The 23,504-nt window shown below is 59.2% G+C and carries 21 protein-coding genes; 16 read left to right on the forward strand and 5 right to left on the reverse strand.

Annotated elements, in window-relative coordinates; genetic code table 11:
• The 3 genes from BN4575_RS22315 to rluA form a co-directional block, all read left to right on the forward strand.
• A partial coding sequence (locus tag BN4575_RS22315) for a hypothetical protein (RefSeq protein ID WP_218060781.1) occupies positions 1-290 on the forward strand: 290 nt, incomplete at its 5' end.
• 217 nt (positions 291-507) lie between these two features.
• Positions 508-3,375, forward strand: coding sequence for an RNA polymerase-associated protein RapA (gene rapA, locus BN4575_RS19155; RefSeq protein ID WP_068979376.1), 2,868 nt, complete (start codon positions 508-510; stop codon positions 3,373-3,375).
• 115 nt (positions 3,376-3,490) lie between these two features.
• Positions 3,491-4,147, forward strand: coding sequence for a bifunctional tRNA pseudouridine(32) synthase/23S rRNA pseudouridine(746) synthase RluA (gene rluA, locus BN4575_RS19160; protein ID WP_068979377.1), 657 nt, complete (start codon positions 3,491-3,493; stop codon positions 4,145-4,147).
• Between the two features lie 72 nt (positions 4,148-4,219).
• Here the strand turns inward: rluA and BN4575_RS19165 are convergent, their stop codons facing one another.
• Positions 4,220-4,408 carry a hypothetical protein gene (locus tag BN4575_RS19165; RefSeq protein WP_005336040.1) on the reverse strand — a complete coding sequence of 63 codons (189 nt, stop codon included), beginning with the start codon at positions 4,406-4,408 and terminating at the stop codon, positions 4,220-4,222.
• Positions 4,409-4,743: 335 nt separating this feature from the next.
• Here BN4575_RS19165 and dhaK point away from each other — a divergent pair, with 335 nt between their 5' ends.
• The 4 genes from dhaK (at position 4,744) to BN4575_RS19185 (ending at position 8,406) form a co-directional block, all read left to right on the forward strand.
• Complete coding sequence (gene dhaK / locus BN4575_RS19170; protein ID WP_068979378.1) at positions 4,744-5,814, forward strand: dihydroxyacetone kinase subunit DhaK; 1,071 nt, start codon at positions 4,744-4,746, stop codon at positions 5,812-5,814.
• A gap of 15 nt (positions 5,815-5,829) precedes the next feature.
• Positions 5,830-6,459, forward strand: coding sequence for a dihydroxyacetone kinase subunit DhaL (gene dhaL, locus BN4575_RS19175; RefSeq protein WP_068979379.1), 630 nt, complete (start codon positions 5,830-5,832; stop codon positions 6,457-6,459).
• A 1-nt stretch (position 6,460) separates the two neighbouring features.
• The gene (gene dhaM / locus BN4575_RS19180) at positions 6,461-7,177 is read left to right on the forward strand and encodes a dihydroxyacetone kinase phosphoryl donor subunit DhaM (protein WP_068979380.1); all 717 of its coding nucleotides are present in this window, start codon (positions 6,461-6,463) and stop codon (positions 7,175-7,177) included.
• 146 nt (positions 7,178-7,323) lie between these two features.
• A complete protein-coding gene (locus BN4575_RS19185; RefSeq protein ID WP_068979381.1) occupies positions 7,324-8,406 on the forward strand; it encodes a glycerol dehydrogenase in 1,083 nt (360 codons plus the stop codon).
• Positions 8,407-8,500: 94 nt separating this feature from the next.
• Here the strand turns inward: BN4575_RS19185 and dhaR are convergent, their stop codons facing one another.
• Positions 8,501-10,402, reverse strand: coding sequence for a dihydroxyacetone kinase operon transcriptional regulator DhaR (gene dhaR, locus BN4575_RS19190; protein ID WP_068979404.1), 1,902 nt, complete (start codon positions 10,400-10,402; stop codon positions 8,501-8,503).
• Between the two features lie 73 nt (positions 10,403-10,475).
• On the reverse strand, positions 10,476-11,375 hold the full coding sequence (locus BN4575_RS19195) for a LysR family transcriptional regulator (RefSeq protein WP_068979382.1): 900 nt from the start codon (positions 11,373-11,375) through the stop codon (positions 10,476-10,478).
• Positions 11,376-11,490: 115 nt separating this feature from the next.
• On the opposite strand from BN4575_RS19195, the gene BN4575_RS19200 reads away from it, so the two are divergent.
• From BN4575_RS19200 to BN4575_RS19225, 6 genes are all read left to right on the forward strand, one after another.
• A complete protein-coding gene (locus tag BN4575_RS19200; protein ID WP_068979383.1) occupies positions 11,491-12,543 on the forward strand; it encodes an agmatine deiminase family protein in 1,053 nt (350 codons plus the stop codon).
• 156 nt (positions 12,544-12,699) lie between these two features.
• Positions 12,700-13,614: an N-carbamoylputrescine amidase gene (gene aguB, locus BN4575_RS19205; RefSeq protein WP_068979384.1), complete on the forward strand. Its 915-nt coding sequence runs from the start codon at positions 12,700-12,702 to the stop codon at positions 13,612-13,614.
• The gene (locus tag BN4575_RS19210; RefSeq protein WP_083221087.1) at positions 13,611-14,729 is read left to right on the forward strand and encodes an extracellular solute-binding protein; all 1,119 of its coding nucleotides are present in this window, start codon (positions 13,611-13,613) and stop codon (positions 14,727-14,729) included. Before aguB ends, BN4575_RS19210 begins: the two co-directional genes overlap by 4 nt.
• A gap of 17 nt (positions 14,730-14,746) precedes the next feature.
• A complete protein-coding gene (locus BN4575_RS19215; RefSeq protein ID WP_068979406.1) occupies positions 14,747-15,883 on the forward strand; it encodes an agmatine deiminase family protein in 1,137 nt (378 codons plus the stop codon).
• Positions 15,884-16,288: 405 nt separating this feature from the next.
• Positions 16,289-17,263 (forward strand): YiiX/YebB-like N1pC/P60 family cysteine hydrolase, encoded by a 975-nt coding sequence (locus BN4575_RS21385; protein WP_083221088.1) that lies wholly within the window; start codon positions 16,289-16,291, stop codon positions 17,261-17,263.
• Between the two features lie 647 nt (positions 17,264-17,910).
• Positions 17,911-18,378: a GNAT family N-acetyltransferase gene (locus BN4575_RS19225; RefSeq protein ID WP_068979386.1), complete on the forward strand. Its 468-nt coding sequence runs from the start codon at positions 17,911-17,913 to the stop codon at positions 18,376-18,378.
• A 357-nt stretch (positions 18,379-18,735) separates the two neighbouring features.
• Here BN4575_RS19225 and ydiK read toward each other — a convergent pair whose 3' ends face one another.
• Together ydiK and BN4575_RS19235 are read right to left on the reverse strand one after the other, a co-directional pair.
• Positions 18,736-19,821 carry an AI-2E family transporter YdiK gene (ydiK, locus tag BN4575_RS19230; RefSeq protein ID WP_068979387.1) on the reverse strand — a complete coding sequence of 362 codons (1,086 nt, stop codon included), beginning with the start codon at positions 19,819-19,821 and terminating at the stop codon, positions 18,736-18,738.
• Entirely contained in the window at positions 19,818-21,206 is a 1,389-nt protein-coding gene (locus tag BN4575_RS19235; protein ID WP_068979388.1) for a phosphatase PAP2 family protein, read from the reverse strand. The genes ydiK and BN4575_RS19235 overlap by 4 nt, the downstream gene beginning before the upstream one ends.
• A 185-nt stretch (positions 21,207-21,391) precedes the next feature.
• Between BN4575_RS19235 and BN4575_RS19240 the strand changes: the two genes are divergently transcribed.
• The 3 genes from BN4575_RS19240 to hslO all read left to right on the forward strand — a co-directional run bounded on the left by BN4575_RS19240 (position 21,392) and on the right by hslO (position 23,407).
• Positions 21,392-21,772: a hypothetical protein gene (locus BN4575_RS19240; RefSeq protein ID WP_042024637.1), complete on the forward strand. Its 381-nt coding sequence runs from the start codon at positions 21,392-21,394 to the stop codon at positions 21,770-21,772.
• 260 nt (positions 21,773-22,032) lie between these two features.
• The gene (gene hslR, locus BN4575_RS19245; RefSeq protein WP_068979389.1) at positions 22,033-22,431 is read left to right on the forward strand and encodes a ribosome-associated heat shock protein Hsp15; all 399 of its coding nucleotides are present in this window, start codon (positions 22,033-22,035) and stop codon (positions 22,429-22,431) included.
• 91 nt (positions 22,432-22,522) lie between these two features.
• Positions 22,523-23,407, forward strand: a complete 885-nt coding sequence (hslO, locus tag BN4575_RS19250) for an Hsp33 family molecular chaperone HslO (protein ID WP_068979390.1) — start codon at positions 22,523-22,525, stop codon at positions 23,405-23,407.
• Positions 23,408-23,504: the final 97 nt, after the last annotated feature.

Raw genomic sequence — 23,504 nt, forward strand, 5'->3', positions numbered from 1 at the left:
TCTTGGTCACTTCACCAGACATTGAAAATCAAAAATTAATTTTGATGCTCGATGCTGTGAGTGCCCACACAGATTGCTTGATTCAAATTGTTAAAGAGCGACGCAACAGTTCGTTGCTGCGGGAGTGGAATTCTACTCAACCGCCTTCTCGAGTCAAGCCTTATTTTCAAAGGCTTTTCGAGGTTACCGACGAGGTTGTTTGCGTTGCCGCTTGCCCTGTCGATGTGGCGCATTATAGGGATCTGGATCACGCTTGCAAGAGGCATTTAGAATTAAATTCGAGTTTTTAGCTCAACCGTTCACTAATCACCCAAAAAGTCGATTTATCCTGCAACAACACGCTCATTTGACAACGCAGGCCTATTATCAGTCGGGACTGGCAGGCCGTAGATCAAGGTTATGGCGATTAGGTATCACCACTTCTATATGCATGGTGATCGAGATCACGGCTTCGGGTAACATAGCGCCCCTTTGCGATTCACACACTCTTGGGCTTTGGAGAGTTTAATGCCTTTTGCACTTGGCCAGCGTTGGATTAGTGATACAGAGACGGATCTGGGGTTAGGGACTGTCGTTGCTGTTGAAGGACGCATGGTTACCCTGTTGTTTCCGGCGACCGGTGAAAACCGTATGTATGCCAAAGAAGAGGCGCCGGTAACCCGGGTCAGCTTCAATGTGGGCGACCAGATCGCCACTCACGAAGACTGGACCATGACGGTCGAAGAAGTGCAGGAGAAAGATGGCCTGCTTATATATGTAGGTGTTCGCACCGACAATGATGAGCCCGTTTCCCTCAAGGAAGTGTTCCTCAGCAACTTTATCAAGTTCAATAAACCGCAGGAGCGCCTGTTCGCCGGTCAGATTGATCGGATGTCTCGCTTTACCCTGCGCTATGAAGCGTTGATCCATCAGCACAAGCGTCGCCTTAATCCGACCCGTGGGCTGGCCGGTGGCCGGGTCAGCCTGATCCCGCACCAGATCTATATCGCCCATGAAGTGGGTCACCGCTACGCCCCACGCGTACTACTGGCAGATGAAGTGGGTCTGGGCAAGACCATTGAAGCGGGCATGATCATCCATCAGCAGCTGCTCTCCGGCCGCGCCCATCGGGTGCTGATCCTGCTGCCCGAAACCCTGCAGCACCAGTGGCTGGTCGAGATGCTGCGCCGCTTCAACCTGCACTTCTCCCTGTTTGACGAGGAGCGCTGCATCGAGGCGTTCGCCGATGCGGAAAACCCCTTCGAGACCGAACAGCTGGTGATCTGCAGCCTCGACTTCCTGCGCAAGAAGCGTCGCCGCTTCGAGCAAGTGCTGGAAGCCGAGTGGGATCTGCTGGTTGTGGACGAAGCGCACCATCTGGAGTGGAGCATCGATGCCCCCAGCCGCGCCTACGAAATGGTGGAAGCGCTGGCCGAACAGGTGCCAGGTGTATTGCTGCTGACCGCTACCCCGGATCAGCTGGGCCACCAGAGCCACTTTGCCCGTCTGCGCCTGCTCGACCCCGAGCGTTTTTACGACTACGAGGCCTTCCTCGCCGAAGAGCAGGCTTATGGCCAGGTCGCCAGCGCAGCGCAAGAGCTGCTGGATGGCGAAACCCTGAGCGATGAAGCCAGGCAGATCCTTGCCAGTCAGCTGGAAGGACTGGATCTCGGCGATGCCGCCGCACGTCAGCAGGCGGTTGCCAAGCTGCTGGATCAGCACGGCACCGGCCGGGTGCTGTTCCGTAACAGCCGCGCCAACATTCAGGGCTTCCCCGAGCGTCACCTCAACGTCTACCCCATGCCGCTGCCGGAGCAGTACAAGACTGCCATCAAGGTGATGGGCATGATGGGTGGCAATGGTGGAGATCTGCAGACCCGCGCCCTGCGCTACCTCTATCCCGAGAAGATCTTCCAGCAGTTCGAAGGCGACAACGCCACCTGGACCCAGTTCGACCCCCGCGTCGAGTGGTTGCTGGAGCTGCTGCTCTCTGCCCGCCAGCAGAAAGTGCTGGTGATCTGCTCAGAAGCGGCCACCGCCATTGCGCTGGAAGAGGCGCTGCGTACCCGTGAAGGGATCCGTGGTGCCGTGTTCCACGAAGGGATGACCATTCTGGAGCGGGATAAAGCCTCCGCCTATTTCGCCCAGCAAGAGAGTGGTGCTCAGGTGCTGCTCTGCTCCGAGATCGGTTCAGAAGGTCGTAACTTCCAGTTTGCCAGCCATCTGGTGCTGTTCGATCTGCCGCTCAATCCAGATCTGCTGGAGCAGCGTATCGGCCGTCTGGATCGTATTGGCCAACAGAACATCGTCGAGATCCACGTCCCTTATCTGGAAGGAACCGCCCAGCGCGCCCTCCAGCTCTGGTATCACGATGGTCTGGATGCGTTCGAGCAGACCTGCCCGACTGCCCGCCCGGTATTCGAAGCGGTGCGTGACGAGCTGTTCGAGCTGCTGGCCGCCAACACTGGCGATCAGGCAACTCTCGATGCCCTGCTGATCAAAACCCGTGAACTGCATGAGCCGCTCAAGGCCCGGCTGGAACAGGGCCGCGATCGCCTGCTGGAGATCCACTCCAGCGGTGGCGCTGCTGCCCAGCAGTTGGTCGACAAGCTGGCTGCCGAAGATGGCGACACCGGCATGATCTCCTTCGCCCTCAAGATGTTCGACGAGATCGGCGTCAATCAGGATGACCGTGGCGAGAACGCGCTGGTGCTGACCCCGGGGGATCACATGCTGGTCTCCAGCTTCCCGGGCCTGCCGCAGGATGGTATGACCATCACCTTCGATCGCCCGACCGCATTGTCGCGGGATGATATGGCGCTGCTCTGCTGGGATCACCCCATGATGCGCGGCGGTATCGACCTGATCCTGGGCTCCGAGATCGGTGCGACCTCGGTGGCCCTGCTCAAGAACAAGGCGCTGCCTATCGGCTCGATCCTGCTTGAGCTGATCTTCGTCGCCGAGTCTGCGGCTCACCCCCAGCTCTACCGCTTCATGCCGCCAACGCCGATCCGTCTGCTGATGGACAAGAATGGCCAGAATCTGGGCGAGAAGGTGGCGTTCGATGCCTTCAACCGCCAGCTGACCCCGGTCAACCGCCATCTTGGCAGCAAGCTCGTGACTGCATCCCAGCCGGTTATTCACGGTCTGATAGGCAAGGGCCAGCCGATTGCCGAAGAGTTGAAAGCCGTGATTGTCGACAAAGCCCGTGCCCAGATGGCGCAGACCCTGCAGCAGGATCTCGATCGTCTGGAAGCGCTCAAGGCGGTCAATCCAAGCGTGCGCGACAGCGAACTGGATTACCTTCGTGATCTGCAGGCAGAATTGCACCACCTGATCGACCAGACCCAACTCAAGCTGGACGCAATCCGCTTTATCGTGGTCACCCATAACTGACGCGATACTGAAAAGGCATGCGCTGATCCGGCTCACGCAGGATGCCATGCCCTTTATGATTGTGGTTACCCATAACTGATGGGGGCTTGCCCCCACCTTCTGATGCGAGACATTTATGTTTGAATACTCACCGCCGCTGGAACCCTGGCTCGAGATCCTGTTCAAGGACAAGGACATCATGGTGGTCAACAAGCCCACTGGCCTGCTGAGCGTCCCCGGGCGCGGCCCCGAGAATGAAGACAGCGTCCTGCATCGGGTGAAACAGCAACACCCCAAGGCGGCGGCAGCCCATCGTCTCGACATGTCCACCACTGGCGTCATTGTCATTCCCCTCAATCCCAATTCCCATCGGGAGCTGAGCCGACAATTTCGCGAGCGGGAGACCGAGAAGCACTATCTCGCCTGGGTGTGGGGTGAGCCGGAAGCAGAGTCGGGTCAGGTAGATCTGCCGCTCTGCGTCGACTGGCCCAACCGCCCGAAACAGAAGGTGGATCACGAGGAGGGGCGTCACGCCCTGACCCTGTGGCAGAAACTGAAGGTGGAGAACGGCAACAGCCTGATCAAGCTGACCCCCATCACAGGTCGCTCCCACCAGTTGCGCGTCCATATGCTGGAGCTGGGGCACCCGATTCTGGGTGACAACCTCTATGCCCATCCGGATGCGCTGGCTGCGGCACCCCATCTCTACCTGCATGCGGCCATGCTGACCATCAGCCATCCCCGCAGCGGCGAGCGGATGACCTTCGAAGCGCCAGCCCCCTTCCCGCTCTGATCCGAAGGGATGCGAAGCAAATCGCAGATATAAAAAAGCCCCCATCGCGAGATGGGGGCTTTTTCATTAGGGTCAGACGCGAATATCGATCTTGCTTCCCAGAGAAGCGCTGGCCGATGTCGGTGCAACCGGCGCTGATTGCGCTGCGTTTTGCAGCAGCTTCAGCGCAGCTTCGCCCTCTTGAGTCTGCTGTTTCTTAGCCAGACTGGCCGTCATCAACGCAGAACCAAACGACGCATTTGCAGAACTTGATATATCCATAGGGTTCCTCCTGCACTCAACAGTATCGGCCAACCAGCGCAGAACATAAGTACCGAATGCAAAACAATCTGAAAATGGCTTTTCTATCAACCAGATTGATTTAGCACACCGTGGATAGTCCATGGCTCTAACCCAGCCAGCCCTTTCATGGCTGTGAGGTCGCTAACAGTTTCCCGCCCGTTTGCCTCGTGCCGTTTCATATTGAAACACCGATCCCCTCTCTGCTGTTTCAAATCCGAACCGAACAGGCCGTCATTTTTCTCCCGATTTATCCCGTTAGACTGGCTCCATCAACCATTTGCCCACCCGTGTGGTGGCAAGCCAAGGAGTGAGCCATGAAGAAACTGATCAATGCCGTCGATGCTGTGGTCCGTGAACAACTGATGGGGATGGCAGCCGCCCACCCCGAGCTCAAGGTACGTATCGAACCCCACTACATCACCCGCGCCGACTCCCCCGTGATGGGCAAGGTGGCGCTGGTCTCCGGCGGTGGCAGCGGCCACGAGCCGATGCACGGCGGTCTGGTGGGCAAAGGGATGCTGGATGGCGCCTGCCCCGGCGAGATTTTTACCTCCCCGACCCCGGATCAGATGTACGAGTGCGGCCAGGCCGTTGATGGCGGCGCGGGCGTGCTGTTTCTGGTGAAGAACTACACTGGCGACGTACTCAACTTCGAAACCGCAGTCGAGCTGCTGCACGGTGACGGGGTCAAGGTCGGCTTCTCACTGATCGATGACGACGTGGCGGTGAAAGACAGCCTCTACACCGCAGGTCGCCGTGGCGTTGCCACTACCGTGCTGTGCGAGAAGCTGGTCGGTGCCGCCGCCGAAGCGGGCTATGATCTGGCGCGCTGCGAGGCGCTGGCCCGTCGCATCAACAACCAGAGCCGCACCATTGGCGTCGCCATGCACGCCTGCACCGTACCTGCCGCTGGCAAGCCCTCCTTCACCCTGGCGGACAACGAGATGGAGTTCGGCGTGGGCATCCACGGCGAGCCGGGCATCGAGCGTCGCCCCTTCACCGACCTCAATACTCTGGTGGACGACATGTTCAGCGAACTGGCCGACAACACCCCCTATGGCCGTACCCTGCGCCACTGGGACAGAGCCTCCGGCAGCTGGCAGGAGGAGCACACCTTTATCGAGCCGCTGAATGCGGGCGATCGGGTTATCGCGCTGGTCAACAGCCTCGGCGGCACCCCGATTTCAGAGCTGTATGGTGTCTATGGTCGCCTCGCCACCCTGTGCGAAGAGGCAGGCATCCATCTGGTGCGCAACCTGATCGGCCCCTACTGCACCGCCCTCGACATGACCGGCATCTCCATCACCTTGCTCAAGGTGGATGACGAGCTGATGACCCTGTGGGATGCCCCCGTTCACACCCCCGCCCTGCGTCGCGGTTGCTAAGGAGCCTTTACTCTCATGCTAAGCAAACATCACATCGTCAACTGGCTGCTCGACTGCGAACACATCTTTACCGAGCAGCGTGACTACCTCACCGCGCTGGATACCGATATCGGCGATGGCGACCACGGCCTCAACATGCAGCGCGGCTTTACCAAAGTGGCGGAGAAGCTGCCTGCGGTGGCAGACAAGGATATCGGTCAGGTGCTGAAAACCACCGGCATGACCCTGCTCTCCTCGGTTGGTGGCGCCAGCGGCCCGCTCTACGGCACCTTCTTTATCCGAGCGGCGGCCAGTACCGACGCCTGCCAGAGCCTGAGCCTCAGCCAGCTATGCAAAATGCTGAGCGATGGGGTCGAGGGGATCGTCTCCCGCGGCCGCGCCGAGCCGGGCGACAAGACCATGTGCGATGCCTGGTGGCCGGCGCTGGCCGCCCTGCAACAGGCGCAGCAGCAAGAGTTGCCCCTCAACGATGCACTGGACAAGGCGGTGGCAGCCGCCGCAGCCGGTACCGAGGCGACCATCCAGATGCAGGCCCGCAAGGGGCGCGCCAGCTATCTTGGCGAGCGCAGCATAGGCCATCAGGATGCCGGGGCCACCTCGACCCTGCTGCTGTTGACCGCCCTGCGTGACAGAGCGAGGTTGTGACATGATAGGTATCGTAGTTGTCTCTCACAGCGCCATGCTGGCGACCGGCTTGAAAGCGCTGGCCGACCAGCTCGGCAGCCCGGCCCGATTGCTGCTGGCGGCCGGGGTCGATGACCCCGACCACCCCATCGGCACCGATGCCATCGCGGTGATGAGTGCGATAGAAGAAGCAGATGACGGCAGCGGCGTGCTGGTGCTGATGGACTTGGGCAGCGCTCTGCTCAGTGCCGAAACAGCCCTCGAACTGCTGCCCCCTGAATTAAGCGCCCGGGTGCGGCTCTGCCCCGCCCCGCTGGTCGAGGGCACCCTGGCCGCCGTGGTGGCGGCTGGTTCCGGCATGACGCTGGATGAGGTCGCCGCCGAGGCACTCGGCGCGCTGGGCCCGAAACAGGCGATGCTGCCTGCCAGTGCGGCGCCAGCCGCCACTGAGACCGCCCCCGTTACTGACGACGGCTGGCTGCGCTGCGAGGTGCTGGTGGATAACCCCCACGGCCTGCATGTGCGCCCCGCCGCCCGACTGGTGGCCGCCCTCAAGCCCTTTGCCGCTGAACTCAAGCTGCAAAAGGGGGATAAAGAAGCCAACCCCCGCAGCCTGACCCGGCTCACCATGCTCAACGTGCGTCAGGGCGACACCCTCGCCCTGCTGGCGCGCGGGGAGGATGCCACCGCCGCATTGGCCTGCTTCCAGCAGCTGGCAGCCGAGCGCTTCGGCGACTGATCACCACACGCCACTGTTTCAAGGCGCTGCACTCGCTCGCTGAGCCTGTGCAGCGCAATTCAAGACGAAGGACTCCCCGGCACTGCCGCCCCTTCGCCCCTGTTAGTTTCAAAAGACGTCTTATGAACTAGAGAGAGGGATAGAATATGGACCGCATCATCATCAGCCCCAGCAAATATGTGCAAGGTAACGGGGCCCTCGCCAATATCGGCAACTACGTCCAAGCGCTCGGCAGCAAGCCGCTCATTCTGGCCGACGCCTTCGTCACCAAACTGGTAGGCGATACCGTGGCTACCAGCTTCCACGGTGTGGGCATCAAGCCCGAGTTCGACTGCTTCAACGGCGAATGTTCTCGCCCCGAGATCGACCGCCTGCTGGCTCGCTGCAACCAGACGCCGTTTGACGTTATCATCGGCATCGGCGGCGGCAAAACGCTGGATACCGCCAAGTCGGTCGCCTTCTACCAGAAGGTGCCGGTGGTCATAGTGCCCACCATCGCCTCCACCGATGCCCCCACCAGCGCACTGGCGGTCATCTACACCCCGGAGGGACAGTTCAGCGAATACCTGATGATCCCGACCAACCCCAACATGGTCATCATGGATACCGGCGTGGTCTCCCGCGCCCCGGTGCGGCTGTTGGTCTCCGGCATGGGGGATGCGCTCTCCACCTATTTCGAGGCGCGCGCTAACAAGGTCTCCGGTTGCCAAACCATGGCCGGTGGCGCCTCAACCCTGGCGGCGCAAGCCATTGCCGAGCTCTGCTACAAGACCCTGCTGGCCGATGGCTACAAGGCCAAGCTGGCAGTGGAACAGGGGCTCTGCACCAAGGCGGTGGAGAACATCATCGAGGCCAACACCTATCTGAGCGGTATCGGCTTCGAGAGCAGCGGGCTGGCAGCCGCCCACGCCATCCACAACGGCCTGACCCAGCTCGCCGAGTGTCACCACCTCTATCACGGTGAGAAAGTAGCGTTCGGTACCCTGGTGCAACTGGTGCTGGAGAACGCGCCGATGGCGGAGATCGAGACAGTGCTGGGTTTCTGCCGCTCGATCGGCCTGCCCACCAACCTGCATATGATGGGGGTCAAGGAGCTGGACATGGAGCGCCTGATGGCGGTGGCCAAAGCCTCCACCGCCGAGGGCGAGACCATCCACAATATGCCGTTCAAGGTCACGGCCGAGGATGTGCTGGCGGCCATCGTCACCGCCCACCAGCTGGGGCTGTAACCGCACCACGGCTAACCTTGCCATATAACACGGCCCCGCAACTGCGGGGCCGTTTCATTTTCTGCGGGCCGGTAGGCGATGGCTCGGATCGCCGTCAGCCGTGATAGTCGGCGGGATCGATCTCGAGCAGCTTGAGCCGCCGCCACAGGGTGGTGCGGCTGATGCCCAGATGCTGGGCCATCTGGCTCACCTGCCCCTTGCAGGCGTGGGCGCAGCGCAAAATGGCTTGCCGCTCCAGCTCTGCCAGAGTGAGCAGCGGTTGCCCCACCACCTCGTCCGCCACCAACTGATAGCCGTGGCGAATGGCGGCAGGCAGCGCCTCGGGCGGGATCAGCCCCTGACCGGCGTGAAGCAGCGCATGCTCCACCGCGCTGCGCAGCTCCCCCAGATTGCCGGGCCAGGGATAGGCGAGCAGACAATCGAGGGCCGCCGGACTGAACTGACGCACCGGTTCGCGCCCCTGCGCCCCTAGCTGCTGGCTGATAAGGCCCGGCAGATCCGCCGCGCGCTCCCGCAATCCCGGCAGCCAGAGCTCGCACGCCTGCAAGGCATAGAGCAGCTGGCGGCCAAACAGCCCCTCCTGCACCAGTTGTTCCAGCGGGGCGCTGCTGGTGGCGATAATCCGCACCTTGAGCGGCAGGATGCGGGCCGAATCGAAGCGCTGGATGCGACCAGTCTTGAGCAGTTGCAGCAGCGCCGCCTGCATGGGGACGGAGAGGCACTCCACCTGCTCCAGCACCAAGGTGCCGCCATGGGCCAGCTCGAACTTGCCCGCCCGCTCCTGCCCCGCCTCGTCGGAACCCATCAGCTCCAGCGCCATCCGCTCGCTCGGCAGCGCCTGACAGTTGAGGGTAATGAGCGGCCCGGCGGCCCGCTCGCTGCCAAAGTGGATCGCCTCCGCCAGCTGGGCCTTGCCCACCTCCTCCTCGCCGCGCAGCAAGATCGGCCCCTGACTCTGGGCCGCCTGCCGGGCGTAGCGCAGCAGCTTGCGCATGGCGCTCGATTCCCCCACCAGTGCCGATAACTCGGGCACCGTCTGGCGCAGCTGGTGAATGGCCCGCAACCGATCGACCGGGTGCAGCAGGGCGATAAAGCTGACCCCCTCCGGCCCCGGCAGCGGCTTGAGGCTCACCAACGCATTGATGAACTCCCCCTCCTGAGCACCGAGCCGCTCCAGCGTCACCTCCACATGACTGAGCGGCGTCTGCCCCTTGATGGCCAGCTGCAAGCGCTGGGGCAACAGCAGGTGCTGCTCCAGCGGCTGACCGAGACAGAGCGCCGGATCGAGCCGCAGCCGGTGTGCCGCCAGCGCGTTGAGGTAGCGCAGTCGGCCCTGCGGATCCCAGGCCAGCACGCCGTCATCCATGCCATCGAGCAGGGCGTAAAGCTCGCTCAGGTGGTGCTGGGACTCCTGCATCAGGGTCTCCATCTGCAGCAGATGGGCCAGCTCGCGCCCGGCGCTGACGGTGAGCGCCAGATCGCCGGCGCTCGCCTCCTCCACCTTGCAGATCAGGGCAATGATGGCGACCTGACGGCCATTGCTGTTGTAAACCGGGCTGGCGCAGCTGTGCCAGGGGTGGAGGGTCTGGTTGAAGTGCTGGGGGCCGCTGACGCAGAGCGGTACTCCCTCCAGCGCCGCCAGATTGATGGCATTGGTGCCGATGCGCCCCTCGCTGAAAAAGGCGCCGGGGCCGAAGCCCAGCACCGCCAGCTCGCGCAGGGTATCGGGATGGCCGGTCTGGGCCAGCAGGCAGCCGCTCTCGTCGGTGAGCAGCAGGGCGCAGGGGCGCCCCTCCATAAATTCGTAGAGATCTTCGAGGGCCATCTCGCCGGTGGTGAGCAGGTCGCGCTTGCGCTGGCGCAGGCTCTGCAAGGTCTGCCCCTTGGCGCTGTGGGGCGGATGCCAGAGGGTGGCACTGGTCTGGTGGGCGCAGCGCAGCCAGGATGCCTGCAGATAGTCAGGCCAAGCGAGCAGCGGCTGAAGGTCAGATGGCATGGTCACAACAATATCCGGCAAGATGTGAGCCGACCATTTAACCACGCCAGCGCGCCCAATTCAGTGACCTGCCTCAGAGGGTGGCAACCCCGTCCTGCTCTTGGTCGGGTTCACCGTCGGCAAATTGCTGGCCGAGCCAGTGGCAGAAGGCGCGGCACTCCGGCATCCCCTCGCTCTCCTGATGCACCAGCAGATTCCACTGCGGCCCCTTTACCCGATGGGCAGAGAGCGGCAACAGCTGCCCCTGCTGACGGACGGGACGGGAGAGCAGCTCGCTCACCAGCGCCACGCCGAGTCCGGCGCTGGCCGCCTCCAGCAGCAGGCCGGGGTCGGAGAAGTTGAGCCCCCGGGTTTGCAGTTGCAGATCCTCTCCCCCCTTGAGTGTCCAGTGATGCCAATCCAGCGCCCGCTCGCCATGCAGGGTGGTGCGCTCCTCCGCGGGCCGGGACAACACGGTTACGGTGGCCACCGGCAGCAAGCGATCCGCCACCATGTGCTGATGGCGACACCCGGCCTGCGGCGCGAGATCCCAGCGCAGGGCGAGATCGATGGTCTGCTCCGCCATGTCGGGCTCTTCGTCGCTGGTAAAGAGCCAGAGATCGATGTCGGGATGCAGCCGATGAAACTCCCCCAATCGCGGCAGCAGCCAGTGGCGGGCGATGGCGGTGCTGGTATTGAGTACCAGCTGGTTCGGTTTGCGGTACTGCTCCAGCCGCTGGATCCCCATCGCCAGCTGCAACAGCACGCTCTGGGTGGTCTCCAGCAGATCCTGCCCCGCATCGGTCAGCGCGACAGATCGCCCCTGTCGGTGAAACAGCGGCTGACCGAGCAGCTCCTCCAGCGAGCGGATCTGCTGGCTGATGGCTGATTGGGTCAGATGCAGCTCCTGCGCCGCCTGATGAAAACTGCCGAGCCTGGCCGCCGCCTCAAAGCCCCGCAACACGTTGAGCGGGGGCCACTGCTTGAACACCATTGATTAGCTCCACTTATCACTTTTACCGAAAATTGATCGTTTGTTCGCCATAGCTTGCGGGAATAGTCTATTCCCATCGTCAGCAATCTTAATAGTACCTAATCAGGGTGGTGATATGCGGGAACAGGGAATCGTGGCAAAGGGCTGGTTTATGCCCGCCGAATGGTGTCAGCACGCAGCGACCTGGATGGTCTGGCCCCACAACAAGGCATTGTGGGAGTCAGGCTGGGGCGTCACCCTCGCCGGAGTGCAGCAGGATTTCGCCCGGGTGGTCAATACCATTGTCCGGTTCGAGCCGGTCAAGCTGGTGGTCGATCCCTCCGCGCTGGCCGAGGCGCGCGCGCTCTGTGACCAGCGGGTGACCCTGATCCCCATTGCGGTGGATGACAGCTGGTGCCGCGACTCCGGCCCCACCTTTATCTGCCACCCTGAACTGGGCAGCGCCGGGGTGAGCTGGCGCTTCAACGCCTGGGGCGGCAAATCGGCCCACCCGCTCGACGAAGGGCTGGCCCGCCGTATCCTCAACAGCCTGGAGCTCGATACCATCGGCAGCTTTCTGGCCAACGAAGGGGGCGCCATCCATGTGGACGGCGAAGGCACCCTGATCACCACCGAATCTGTGTTGCTCAACAGCAATCGCAACCCGGGGATCAGCAAGAGCGAGATCGAGCAGATCTTCAGTCGCCTGCTCGGCATCGAGAAGACCATCTGGCTGCCGGGGGATCCCGACCATGTCACCGGCGACATGACCGATGGCCATGTGGACGGAGTCTGTGCCTTCAGTCGCCCCGGCCAGCTGCTGGTGGATGCCACCCGCGATACCAGCTCGACCTATGCCCGCATCGTCAGGGAGAACCGCCGCGCCCTGATGCTGGCCACCGATGCCAAAGGGCGCACGTTCGAGCTGCAGGATCTCTATGAAGCCAGCGAGGCCATTGATGCAGAGGCCGAGGTCTTTTGCGCCTCTTACACCAACTTCTACATCGCCAACGGCGCCATCATCATGCCCGCCTATGGCGTGGCCAGCGACCGGGAAGCGGCAGCAGTTCTGCAGAGCGCATTCCCGCAGCGGCAGGTGGTGCCGGTGCAGATCAACCAGCTGGCACACGGCGGCGGCGGTATCCACTGCATCACCCAGCAACAACCGGCATGGCCGGTAAAAGGATAAGACGATGAGCAACATCACCGTCGCGACCACCCCGTTTGCCCGTTGCAGGGTGCTGGCTGGCATTCAGGGAGGAAGAGCTGATGAGTAAAATCGTTGTGGCAACGACCCAGTTTGCCCGTTGCAGGGTGCTGGTTGGCATTCAGGGAGGAAGAGCTGATGAGTAAAATCGTTGTGGCAACGACCCAGTTTGCCTGCAGCTGGGATCTGCCACGCAATCTCGACATGGCGGAGAGTCTGGTGCGGGAAGCCGCCGCCAAGGGGGCGGGTCTTATCCTGCTGCAAGAGCTGTTTGCCACCCCCTACTTCTGCATCGAGCAGCACCACGGCCATCTGGCACTGGCCGAGTCGTTCGAACAGAGCCGGGTACTGCGCCGCTTCTCGGCACTGGCCCGGGAGCTGGGCGTCGTGCTGCCCATCAGCTGGTTCGAACGGGCCGGTAACGCCTTCTTCAATTCGCTGGCACTGGCGGATGCCGACGGCAAGCTGCTGGGGGTCTATCGCAAGACCCATATTCCCAATGCCATCGGCTATCAGGAGAAGGAGTACTTCAGCCCCGGCGATACCGGCTTTCGGGTCTGGGAGTGTGCAGCGGGGCGGATCGGCGTCGGCATCTGCTGGGATCAGTGGTTCCCCGAGGCCGCTCGCAGCATGGCCCTGCAGGACGCGGAGCTGCTGCTCTATCCCACCGCCATCGGCTCGGAGCCGGGGGCTGCCCATCTCGACTCCCGCGATCACTGGCAGCTGACCCAGCGCGGCCATGCCGCCGCCAACATAATGCCGGTGATAGCCGCCAACCGGATTGGCAATGAGGTGGCAACCACAGATCCCACCCTACAGATGGCGTTCTACGGCTCCTCTTTTATCACCGACCACAAGGGGGCGCTGCTCGCCGAGGCGGACAGGACCACCCCGGGCGTGCTGGTGCAGGAGCTGGATCTCGCCGCCATGGCAGAAGAGCGCATGAGCTGGGGCATCTATCGGGATCGCCGCCCCGAGATGTATGGCGCCTTGCTGAGTCTGGATGGCCATCACAGCCAAATGGCAGGCAACCACAGAGGAGTCCGGACATGACACGCAAATTATCCCCCACGCTGGCCCTGCTCACGGCCATCTTGTTCAACGGCACCGCCATCGCGGCAGAAGCGCTCGATCAAGAACAATCGGCCGAAAAAGTGTTGCGCCTCTATAACTGGGCGGACTATTTCGCCCCCGATACCCTCAGCGCCTTTACCAAAGAGACCGGGATCCGGGTCATTTATGACGTCATGGACAGCAGCGAAACCCTGGAAGCCAAGCTGATGGCCGGTCGCAGCGGTTATGACCTGATCTTCCCCGGCGATACGGTGGCGGAGCGGTTGATGCGCGCTGGCAGCCTGCAACCCCTCGACAAGAGCAAGTTGCAGCATCTGGCCGATATCGAGCCGGGCTTGCTGCGGATCCAGCAAGCCTATCCCCATTCACGGGATGCGGTGGTGCCCTACACCTGGGGCACCATAGGGCTCACCTACAACGCCGGAATGATCAAGCAGAGGATGGCGGATGCCCCGGTCAACAGTCTCGACATGCTGTTCAAACCCGAACTGGCGGCAAAGTTTGCCGACTGCGGCATCTCCATCATCGACTCCCCCGACGAGGTGTTGGCGGTGGTGCTGAACTATCTGGGGCGTGAGCCCCGCAGTGGCAAAGCCGAGGATCTGGATGCCGCACTGGCGCTGCTCAAGGGGCTCAAGCCCCATATCCGCAAATTCCAGTCCCAGCCGGTGACCCAGCTGGTCAACGGCGATCTCTGCCTCTCACTCGGTTATAGCGGTGACATGACGCAAGCCAGCCGCAGCGCCGCCGAGGCAGGAAAAACAGCGCAGTTCGAGTACCGTTTACCCAAAGAAGGGAGCACTATCTGGATGGATACCATGGCGATCCCGACCGATGCCGCCCATCCTGAATACGCCTACGCCTTTATCAATTTCGTGATGCGCCCGGCCAACATGGCAGCCATCACCAACAGCACCGGCTATCCCACCGCCAGTGCCAAAGCAAGGTCGCTGGTCGATGCCACCATGACCGGCAACCCGGATATCTATCTGGATGACGCCACCTATCAGCGGCTCATCCCGGGCCAGGATATATCGCAACCAGAGATGCGTGCCCGCATGCGAGCCTGGACTCGCTTCAAGAGCAGCCTATGAATCATAAGGAGTTTTTCATGCCATCCCGACGCAACGTATTGAAACAGCTGGCGGCCATTGGCGTGCTGGCCGGGCTCGGCAATCTGCCGGGCAAGGCCCACGCGGCCAGCAGCAATGCCGATGAGGATGCTGCCAGCGCCAGCGGCGAGCCGTTCCATATGCCCGATGAAGCCGCCCCTCAGGCGCAGGTCTGGGTCGCCTTTGCCGCCAGCGCCGACATCTGGGGCCGCGACTACAAAGAGGTGCAAGCCACCATAGGGCGGCTGGTTAACGCCATGACCCCTTACACCAAGGTGAGTGTGCTCTGCCGCGAAGAGGAGGAGGCGCTGGCCCGCAAGCTCTGTGGCGAGCAGAACACCCGCTTTATCGTCGCCGAGCTGGACGATATCTGGCTGCGGGATACCGGCGGGGTCTTCGTTCAGAACGGCGAAGGGGAGCTGGGGCTGGTGGATTTCAACTTCAACGGCTGGGGCGACAAGCAGGAGCACGAACAGGATGCGGGGGTGGCCGAGCTGGTCAGCAAGCAGGCGGATGCCCACTATCTGCAGAGCAAGCTGACTGGCGAGGGGGGCGGCATCGAGGTGGATGGCAACGGCACCGGCATCATGACCGAGAGCTGCTGGCTCAACAGCAACCGCAATCCGGGGCTGAGCAAGGCGCAACTGGAGGCGGAGCTGAAAGCCAATCTGGGGCTGCGCAAAATCATCTGGCTACCGGGCATCAAGGGCAAGGACATCACCGATGCCCACGTCGACTTCTATGCCCGCTTTGTCCGTCCCGGGGTGGTGGTAGTCAATATGGACAACGATCCGGCATCCCACGACTACCAGGTGACCCGCCAGCATCTGGCCATCCTCAAGCAGGCCACCGATGCCGACGGCAACAAACTGGAGCTGCATGTGTTGCCGCCCCCGCTCGATGTGCGGGACAACCGCTTTAGCCGCAGCCGCGACTTTGCCGCCGGTTATATCAACTATCTGCCGATCAATGGCGCGGTGATCGCCCCCGAGTTTGGCGACAAGGCCGCCGATAGCTACTGCCACGATCTGCTGGCCAAGCTCTACCCCGGTCGTAAGGTGGTGCAGATCAATATTGACCCGGTTGCCGCCGGTGGCGGCGGCATTCACTGCATCACCCTGCACCAGCCCGCCTGACCCTCCCCTACCGACTGATAACCCGGGGCGTTGCCACGCCCCGGGTTATATCGCCATGCCATTTTTGTTAACCACGAGCCCCTGACCTGCCGCTGTTCCGCATATTGGCCCACTACGCCATATGGGGTGTCACCGCGATCACACTCCCGAGTTATTCAAGAGGCTGAGACTCGGTGGCGCTTTCCATGGGCGCTCCTTGGGTGTACTTTTTACCAGACGGCCAAAAGTAGAGCCAAAAGAGGATGCCTTGCTGATACGTTTAGCACCAGAGAAAGTTGGTAATCTCATGATTTTAAGTACTTTTTCCGTGGAAGTTATCAGCACGATTTAAATTTATATGGAAGCCTCTCCTGTCGGATTAATAATACCTTCCATCTAATCACCATTATTTTTTGAGACACAGCGATGTACATATTAGATATAAATGCCTTACAAAAAGGCGACATTATCCTAACGGCGGAAAGAGCATGGATTAGTAAAGGCGTTCGCTTATCTACATGGTCTAATTTTTCACATGCAACACTATATGTTGGTGGAGGAAGTTATATTCATTCGGATAGCAAGGGAGTTCATGCTGATAATATTCAACGCCTTCTGTTAAAAAGTAAGAAGCATGTGGCAGTCTTAAGACCTCATCAACAAAAATATATAGACATGGCTTGTGTTTTTGCGAGAACACAGATTGGCAAGCAATACTCAATCAAGGAAGCAATAAGAACAAAAAATAATTTATTCTTGGCAAAGGAAAGAAATCGACAATTCTGTTCTCGCCTAGTTGCCCAATCATATTCTGAGGCAGGATTAAAAATCTGCCGCAGAATTGATTACTGTACCCCGAAAGACATATACAACTCTAGTGAGTTTTACGAAATAAAAAAGTGCGTGCGAAAAGCCGAAGCTGAAGATATCACATTTGCCAAAAAATTCAATCCATTAGAGCATCAGAGGCAGATTACAAACTCAATTCTCCACTATGCTAGAGAAATTTCTGGACATGATATTCAAACTTTTGAACAGTTGACAGACCTTGTTGTAACTACACCTAGTATTGATTCAAAGATAACTGATTTTATGAGTAACTCTGGCTACTTTGACATGTGGCGTTATGAATATCAGTTAAACAGATGGCGTTATAATTATGATATTTTAATTTCATTAGATGTCGCAGAGGCTACGATGATAGAGACTTGTGACAGAGAAATAAAAAATGCAAATGAGCGACTTAAATTATATGTGTATAATTTGATGCAACATAAAATGTCATTCAAAGACATTAACTTGAAATACATAAAAAAACATACAGAACTATATGAAAACCTCGTAAGAATTACGAACGAAAATTTGACTGCTTGCTCACTATATTTAAAATCAAATACATAAAGACATTTTAAAATGACTTACCGGTGCCCGTAGGTTCGATTAGCCGTCAGGCGTAATCGGACGTTCGCGTAAATTAATTCCCCCGCGATAACGGCTACTCGAATTTCCCCTCTGGCAGATGCCGCTGACTCACGGAAACACCGGAACTGCGGTATCTCGTTCGTCCGATTACGCTTCGCTAATCGAACCTACATGGGACGGTAATATGTGGTGAATGCCGTTTGGCGCGGATCAACCAATCTGACACGATCGCCATAAATCACGATCGTCAAAAACAACAGCCCGTAGGTTCGATTAGCCGTAAGGCGTAATCGGACGTTTGCGTCAAGCAATTCTCCCGTTATAACGGCCACCCGTATTTCCCCTCTGGCAGGCCGCCGCTGACTCACGGAGACAACCGTAAAATTAGGACACCCACCTTCCTGAGAAAACTGCTGTATCGCCAGCACGCCAAGATGGATGTCCTTTTTATCGATAGTATGTTTCACAAAATTCACGCCCACATAGCAAAGCATTTCAGAATGATTCGCAACGCTTGGCATTTTCGGTGTAAGGTTGGGTTTTGTGTTTACGGTGCAATGATTTAGGTTAGGTGGCGGTGTAGCTCACCCATTAATATGGCATTATCTCGCTTTAAAGGATTAGACATGATTAAACTCAGACCCATGACCGCAAGTGAGTATCCAGCATATTGCGATTATTTTATTGATGATTACAGCCGTGAAATAGCTCAAAATTATGGCCACTCGATAGATAGAGCTATCGAATTAGCCAATCAGGATCTTCTTCGTAGCTTTCCTAATGGCTTGGAAACCAATAAACATGAATTATTGTGCATCGAATCAAATTTAGAGTTAGTTGGTTATTTGTGGCATTCTATTAACGCCGATGATAAATCCACATTTATTTATGACTTCTTCATTTTCTCAAATCATCGCAATAATGGCTATGGGAAATTGGCAATTTCTGCGTTTGAATCACAATTAACATCAATTGGGATTGAGCAAATTAAATTGCGAGTAGCGTACCATAATCAAAGAGCGTTAAAACTGTATCAAGATGTTGGCTTTGCCATTTCTGGCTACAATATGTCAAAGAAGATAGTCTTAAATTAGGAAATCCACCTTTCTGAACAAACTCCGTATAGCCAGCCCGTAGGTTAGATTAGCCGTAAGGCGTAATCGGACGTTCGCGTAAATCAATTCTCCTGCTATAACGGCCAGCCGCATTTCCGCTCTGGCAGGCCGCAGCTGACTCACGGAGACAACCGGGATAGCGGCATCTCGATCGTCCGATTACGCTTCGCTAATCGAACCTACATGAGACGGTAATGTGTGGTGAATGCAAGTTGGCACGGATCAGCCAATCTGACGCCATCGCCATAAATCACGATCGCCAAAAACAGAAGAGCCGCCCAATGGGCGGCTCTTTGTATCAGCGATGGATGGCTGAATCGCCTTGTTACCGAATCGTCACTCGGCCTTGGGCGCTTCAACCGCAGCGGTCGCCGGTTGGTCATCTTCCTTGATCCAGGCATCCAACAGGGTGTAACCCACCGCCAGCACCACGGGGCCGATAAAGAGACCGATGATCCCCATGGTCAGCAAGCCACCGATAACCCCCACCAGAATGAGGATGAGCGGCAGATCGGCGCCACGCTTGATCAGGAAGGGGCGCAGGAAGTTGTCCATGGTGCCCGCAATCAGTGACCACACCAGCAGGAAGGTGCCCCAGGTGGTGTCACCGCTCCAGTAGAGATAGCCAACGCTGGCCATCAGCACCGGGAAGGGGCCGATCTGGGCGACGATCAGCAGGAACATCACCACCACCAGCACCATGGCGTAAGGGATGCCGGCAATCAGCAGACCAACACCGGCTACCGAGGATTGCACCAGCGCGGTTACCACCACCCCCATCGCCACGGCACGGATCGCCTGTGAAGCGAGCACGGTAGCATTGTCACCACGCTCGCCCGCCAGCCGGTGGGCAAAGCGGCGAATACCGGTCGCCACCACTTCACCTGAGTGATAGAGCACGCCACAGATACCGACCGTCAGCAGGAAGTGAACGAACAGCAAGCCCAGATTACCGGCCTGAGAGGCCAGCCAGCGGGCGGTCTGACCAAAGTAGGGGGTCAGCTTGGCAAACAGCACCTGACCACCGCTCGCCAGGATCTGCTGCCAGAAGTCATAGAGCTTGCCACCCACCAGCGGGATCTGCTGCAACCAGAGCAGCTCCGGCGGCGGTGACTGGCTGATATTGGTGCCCAGCTCGATCAGCATGGGGGCCTTCTCCGCCACATTGGCCAGAGTCATAAAGAGCGGGATAACAAATATCAGCAGCAGCACCAGCGTCATAAACAGCGCTGCCAGCGAACGCTTGCCCCACAGCAGCCGCTGCATCATCAACATCAATGGCCAGGTGGCGATGGTGATCATGGTGGCCCACACTAGCGCAGGCAGGAAAGGTTGCAACACCATGAAGCAAGAGATAATGAGGATGCTGATAAACAGCACCCCCAGGGTTATCTTGGCCAAATCCACTTTTTTCACATTCATAAAATTCCCTTGTTCGGGCATTTGCCCTTGGGTCGTAAGTCGTTTTTCAAGAAAGAGAGTATCCACCAGAGGCCAGCGCTCAACCAGAGCCCCAGCCCGAAAAAGAGCGATAACTGGCCGAGCAGGATAGTGAGCGAACTGCTGGTCAGCAGCGGCAACCCCCACAGCATGGCACCGATCACGGCGCCCCCCGCCAACGTCACACCACCGGTCAACAGCGGCGAATAACCGTCACGGGGCAAGGGCGCCAGCCCACCGAGCCAGAGGCCCAATGCGGCCAGCCCAATCCCGGCCAGATGAGCCGACTGTACCCAGCCCGCGATCAGCAAGCTGGTTGCAATAAGTAGCAGCCAGCCTGCCACTCGCCCATCCAGTCGCCAGCAGGGGCGAGCGGCCAGCAACAGGCCGCCAATCAGCAGGCCCACAGCCACATCAGAGATAAAGTGCACCCCGAGCCAAACCCGCGCCAGACCGGTGACCAGCGCCAACAGCAGAGCCAGCGAGATCGCCCGCCAGCGGTGGGTCGGCCAAAGCCAGCAAAGCAGCGCGCCCCAAAACAGCAGCGCCGAGGCGGTATGGCCGCTCGGCATGCCAAAACCTTGGGCACTCTGGGTTGCCAGCAGCGGTTGCAGATGGAAGGGGCGCGGCCAGCCAATCCCCTCCTTGCCCGCTTGCACCAGCAGCCCAAGCCACAGCATGGCAAACAGCAGCTGGCGCAACCGCGGCCACCCCAGCAGCGGGAGCAGCAAAGGTATCAGGGCAAGCTGAAAGCCGCCTGAACCAAACAGATTGCTGACCGACAGCCACCAGACACCGGGCCCCAACCACTGCTGCACGCGCATTATCAGCGGGATCTCGATTTGATGCAGCACGCTGCCCTGCGCCACGAAATCGGCCTGCCAGCGCACCTCGCTTTCTAGCACCTGATCCAGCCGGGATTGCAGCCAGTCGAGCTGATCCGGGAAGCGGCGCTGCTCACGGGGGAGCTGATCGATGGCGATCAGCCGGGCATTGAGGATCTCGCCCCCCAGATTGGGAGCCTTCAGGATGGAGACAAAACCGGAACCCTGCTGGGCGACAATCGGTTCCAAGGTGCGGCAGGCGAAGATAACCGCTCGCTGCCAGCGGCCCAGCTCCTGCACCACTTCCCCCTGCAAGCCGGTCTCTTCATGGAGTTCGCGCAGCGCCGCCTGCTGCGGGCTCTCGCCACCATCGATGTAGCCACCGCTCAGGCTGTAGCGGGAGGAGATACGATCCTGCACCAGCAACAACTGCTCCTGATGACGGATGGCACAGGCCGCCGCCGTGGGTGCAACAGGCTCGGCACTCAAGGCTGGCGCAACGGTAAACAGCGTCAGCAACAGTAAAAAGAGGGTTCTCGACATCAATTTGCTTTCCCTATGCTCAATGGCGACAAGCCTCCCAGAAATCAGATAGTTGGGCAATGGTAGCGGCCGGATCGCCGCCGTTTCCACCGCGATGGCGGTGCACGGAAGATTGCGATGAAGCAGAGCACTCCCTACTATTGGCGGCTATCTTCAATTTCATGCAGCAAACGCTGGAGTCCTCCATGAGACAGTTCGGCTTTTTCCTCGGCATCGCCATCGGTGTCATTTTGATACTGTTCGGCAGCATCGTCATCTTCCAGGCGCTCCCTGCCGCACTGGATGTACTGGAGATGCCAAGCCGCATCCCGTTTGTACGCGAGGTTTACACCTGGCTGATGAGCAGCGCCAACGGCCTCACCGCCCAGCTGGAGCAGAACTTCCTGGAAGCCTTCCAGACCGTGCTCAAGCTGATCCTGCTCATTACCTTCATGTGGGTCTGCGTCAAGCTGGTCAACATGGGGGTGCTGATTATCCGCGCCGGGGTTGACCTGATCCGCACCGCCATCGCTCACAGCGAAGGCCCGCACGACCAGAAGAAGCCAGATCAGCAGGATCACTTCTAATCCCATCCGTGGTCGCTTGATGTGAGAGATGCCGCGCCAAACAGGGGCGGCATCTTTTATACACTATATAAGCAGCCCCCACCGGCAACCCGGTGCAAACGCCCCCAGTCACCTACTTTCCCTTGTGAATCAGTACACTGCCCATATTTTGCAGCACATGGGCATAAGTTGCCCACCCGCGCGGCTGCCACCCGGTTGCTATCCCGGCCCCGGCCTCTGATATAATCGATACCCACTTTTCCCCGTTATGGAGCCTGTTCATGCCCAATCATGCAGAAAGTACCCTTGAGGTTCGTCTCGACAAGTGGCTGTGGGCAGCCCGTTTCTACAAGACCCGCTCCGTGGCGCGGGATCAGATCGACGGGGGCAAGGTGCACTACAATGGTCAGCGCAGCAAACCGGGCAAACAGGTGGAAGTGGGGGCGCTGATCCGCCTCTGGCAGGGTCAGGATGAACGGACAGTGCGGGTGCTGGCCATTAGCGAGCAACGCAAATCGGCCCCGCTTGCCCAGTTACTCTATGAAGAGACCGCCGAGAGCCTGAAAATGCGGGCAGAGAACAGTGAAGCCCGCCGTTTCAACAGCCAGTTTGCCCCCAGCCCCGAGCGTCGCCCCGACAAGCAGGAGCGACGCCAGCTGATCAAGGTCAAGCAGTACTGACCTGACCCCGTTAACACAAGGCTGATGAGGCACCCTGCGGTCACTCGCCAGCCGAACCGATTTACCTCACCGAACAATCCAGGAATCAATGATGAGTAACCAAGATCTGCTGTATCGCTATCTGTTTGAAGAGTACGAAGTGCGTGGCGAGCTGGTCCAGCTGGATCACACCTACCGCCATGTGGTGGAAGCCCAGATCTACCCGGTACAGGTACAAAAACTGCTGGGCGAGCTGCTGGTGGCGACCAGCCTGCTGACCGCCACCCTCAAGTTTGAAGGCTCCATCACGGTGCAACTGCAGGGCGATGGCCCGGTGCGTCTGGCCGTCATCAACGGTGATAACAACCTGCAATTGCGTGGCGTGGCCCGTTTTGAGGGCGAGTTACCGAGCGATGGCAAGCTGCAGAGCCTGATCGGCAACGGCCAACTGGTCATCACCATCACCCCGGAGCAGGGCGAACGCTATCAGGGCATCATAGCGCTGGACGCCGACACCCTGGCAGGCTGCCTGGAGCGCTACTTCGAGCAATCCGAACAGCTGGCCACCAAGTTGTGGATCCGCACTGGCTACCATGAGGGTGAACCCCGTGCAGCCGGTATCCTGCTGCAAGCCTTGCCTGCCCAGAACGAAGACCACAGCCATGATTTCGAGCACCTGACCCAGCTCACCAGCACCATCAAGGATGAAGAGCTGTTCGGCCTGCAGGCAGAAGAGATCCTCTACCGTCTCTACCACCAGGACAAGGTGCGGGTATTCGACCCGCAGGCGGTCGAGTTCCGTTGCACTTGCTCCCGCGAGCGCTGTGAAGGGGCTCTGCTGCAGATCGAAAAGGAAGAGGCGATGGCGATGGTGCAGGAACTCGGCAAAATCGATATGCACTGTGACTACTGCGGTGCCCAGTACCAATTTAATGGGATCGATGTCGAAACCCTGTTCAGTAGCACTCCTGGTAATGATGCAAACAAGTTACACTAATTAAAGGCGGGCAAAACCCGCCTTTAACTTTAATAACAAAAATACGCCATATTTTATAAACTTTGATGGTGATCGCTAAACTCTACCACCTAAGTGA

The organism is Aeromonas sp. EERV15 (assembly GCF_900079845.1).
GTDB lineage: Bacteria > Pseudomonadota > Gammaproteobacteria > Enterobacterales > Aeromonadaceae > Aeromonas > Aeromonas sobria.

What these genes read in the sequence shown, in the direction of transcription:
- dhaL (WP_068979379.1), top strand. Translation starts at nt 5,830, where the DNA reads ATGCTAAGCAAACATCACATCGTCAACTGGCTGCTCGACTGCGAACAC.
- dhaR (WP_068979404.1), bottom strand. Translation starts at nt 10,402, where the DNA reads ATGCCATCTGACCTTCAGCCGCTGCTCGCTTGGCCTGACTATCTGCAG.
- hslR (WP_068979389.1), top strand. Translation starts at nt 22,033, where the DNA reads ATGCCCAATCATGCAGAAAGTACCCTTGAGGTTCGTCTCGACAAGTGG.
- BN4575_RS19215 (WP_068979406.1), top strand. Translation starts at nt 14,747, where the DNA reads ATGCCATCCCGACGCAACGTATTGAAACAGCTGGCGGCCATTGGCGTG.
- rapA (WP_068979376.1), top strand. Translation starts at nt 508, where the DNA reads ATGCCTTTTGCACTTGGCCAGCGTTGGATTAGTGATACAGAGACGGAT.
- BN4575_RS19200 (WP_068979383.1), top strand. Translation starts at nt 11,491, where the DNA reads ATGCGGGAACAGGGAATCGTGGCAAAGGGCTGGTTTATGCCCGCCGAA.
- dhaM (WP_068979380.1), top strand. Translation starts at nt 6,461, where the DNA reads ATGATAGGTATCGTAGTTGTCTCTCACAGCGCCATGCTGGCGACCGGC.
- dhaK (WP_068979378.1), top strand. Translation starts at nt 4,744, where the DNA reads ATGAAGAAACTGATCAATGCCGTCGATGCTGTGGTCCGTGAACAACTG.
- BN4575_RS21385 (WP_083221088.1), top strand. Translation starts at nt 16,289, where the DNA reads ATGTACATATTAGATATAAATGCCTTACAAAAAGGCGACATTATCCTA.
- BN4575_RS19235 (WP_068979388.1), bottom strand. Translation starts at nt 21,206, where the DNA reads ATGTCGAGAACCCTCTTTTTACTGTTGCTGACGCTGTTTACCGTTGCG.
- BN4575_RS19195 (WP_068979382.1), bottom strand. Translation starts at nt 11,375, where the DNA reads ATGGTGTTCAAGCAGTGGCCCCCGCTCAACGTGTTGCGGGGCTTTGAG.
- hslO (WP_068979390.1), top strand. Translation starts at nt 22,523, where the DNA reads ATGAGTAACCAAGATCTGCTGTATCGCTATCTGTTTGAAGAGTACGAA.
- ydiK (WP_068979387.1), bottom strand. Translation starts at nt 19,821, where the DNA reads ATGAATGTGAAAAAAGTGGATTTGGCCAAGATAACCCTGGGGGTGCTG.
- aguB (WP_068979384.1), top strand. Translation starts at nt 12,700, where the DNA reads ATGAGTAAAATCGTTGTGGCAACGACCCAGTTTGCCTGCAGCTGGGAT.
- BN4575_RS19210 (WP_083221087.1), top strand. Translation starts at nt 13,611, where the DNA reads ATGACACGCAAATTATCCCCCACGCTGGCCCTGCTCACGGCCATCTTG.
- BN4575_RS19165 (WP_005336040.1), bottom strand. Translation starts at nt 4,408, where the DNA reads ATGGATATATCAAGTTCTGCAAATGCGTCGTTTGGTTCTGCGTTGATG.
- rluA (WP_068979377.1), top strand. Translation starts at nt 3,491, where the DNA reads ATGTTTGAATACTCACCGCCGCTGGAACCCTGGCTCGAGATCCTGTTC.
- BN4575_RS19225 (WP_068979386.1), top strand. Translation starts at nt 17,911, where the DNA reads ATGATTAAACTCAGACCCATGACCGCAAGTGAGTATCCAGCATATTGC.
- BN4575_RS19185 (WP_068979381.1), top strand. Translation starts at nt 7,324, where the DNA reads ATGGACCGCATCATCATCAGCCCCAGCAAATATGTGCAAGGTAACGGG.
- BN4575_RS19240 (WP_042024637.1), top strand. Translation starts at nt 21,392, where the DNA reads ATGAGACAGTTCGGCTTTTTCCTCGGCATCGCCATCGGTGTCATTTTG.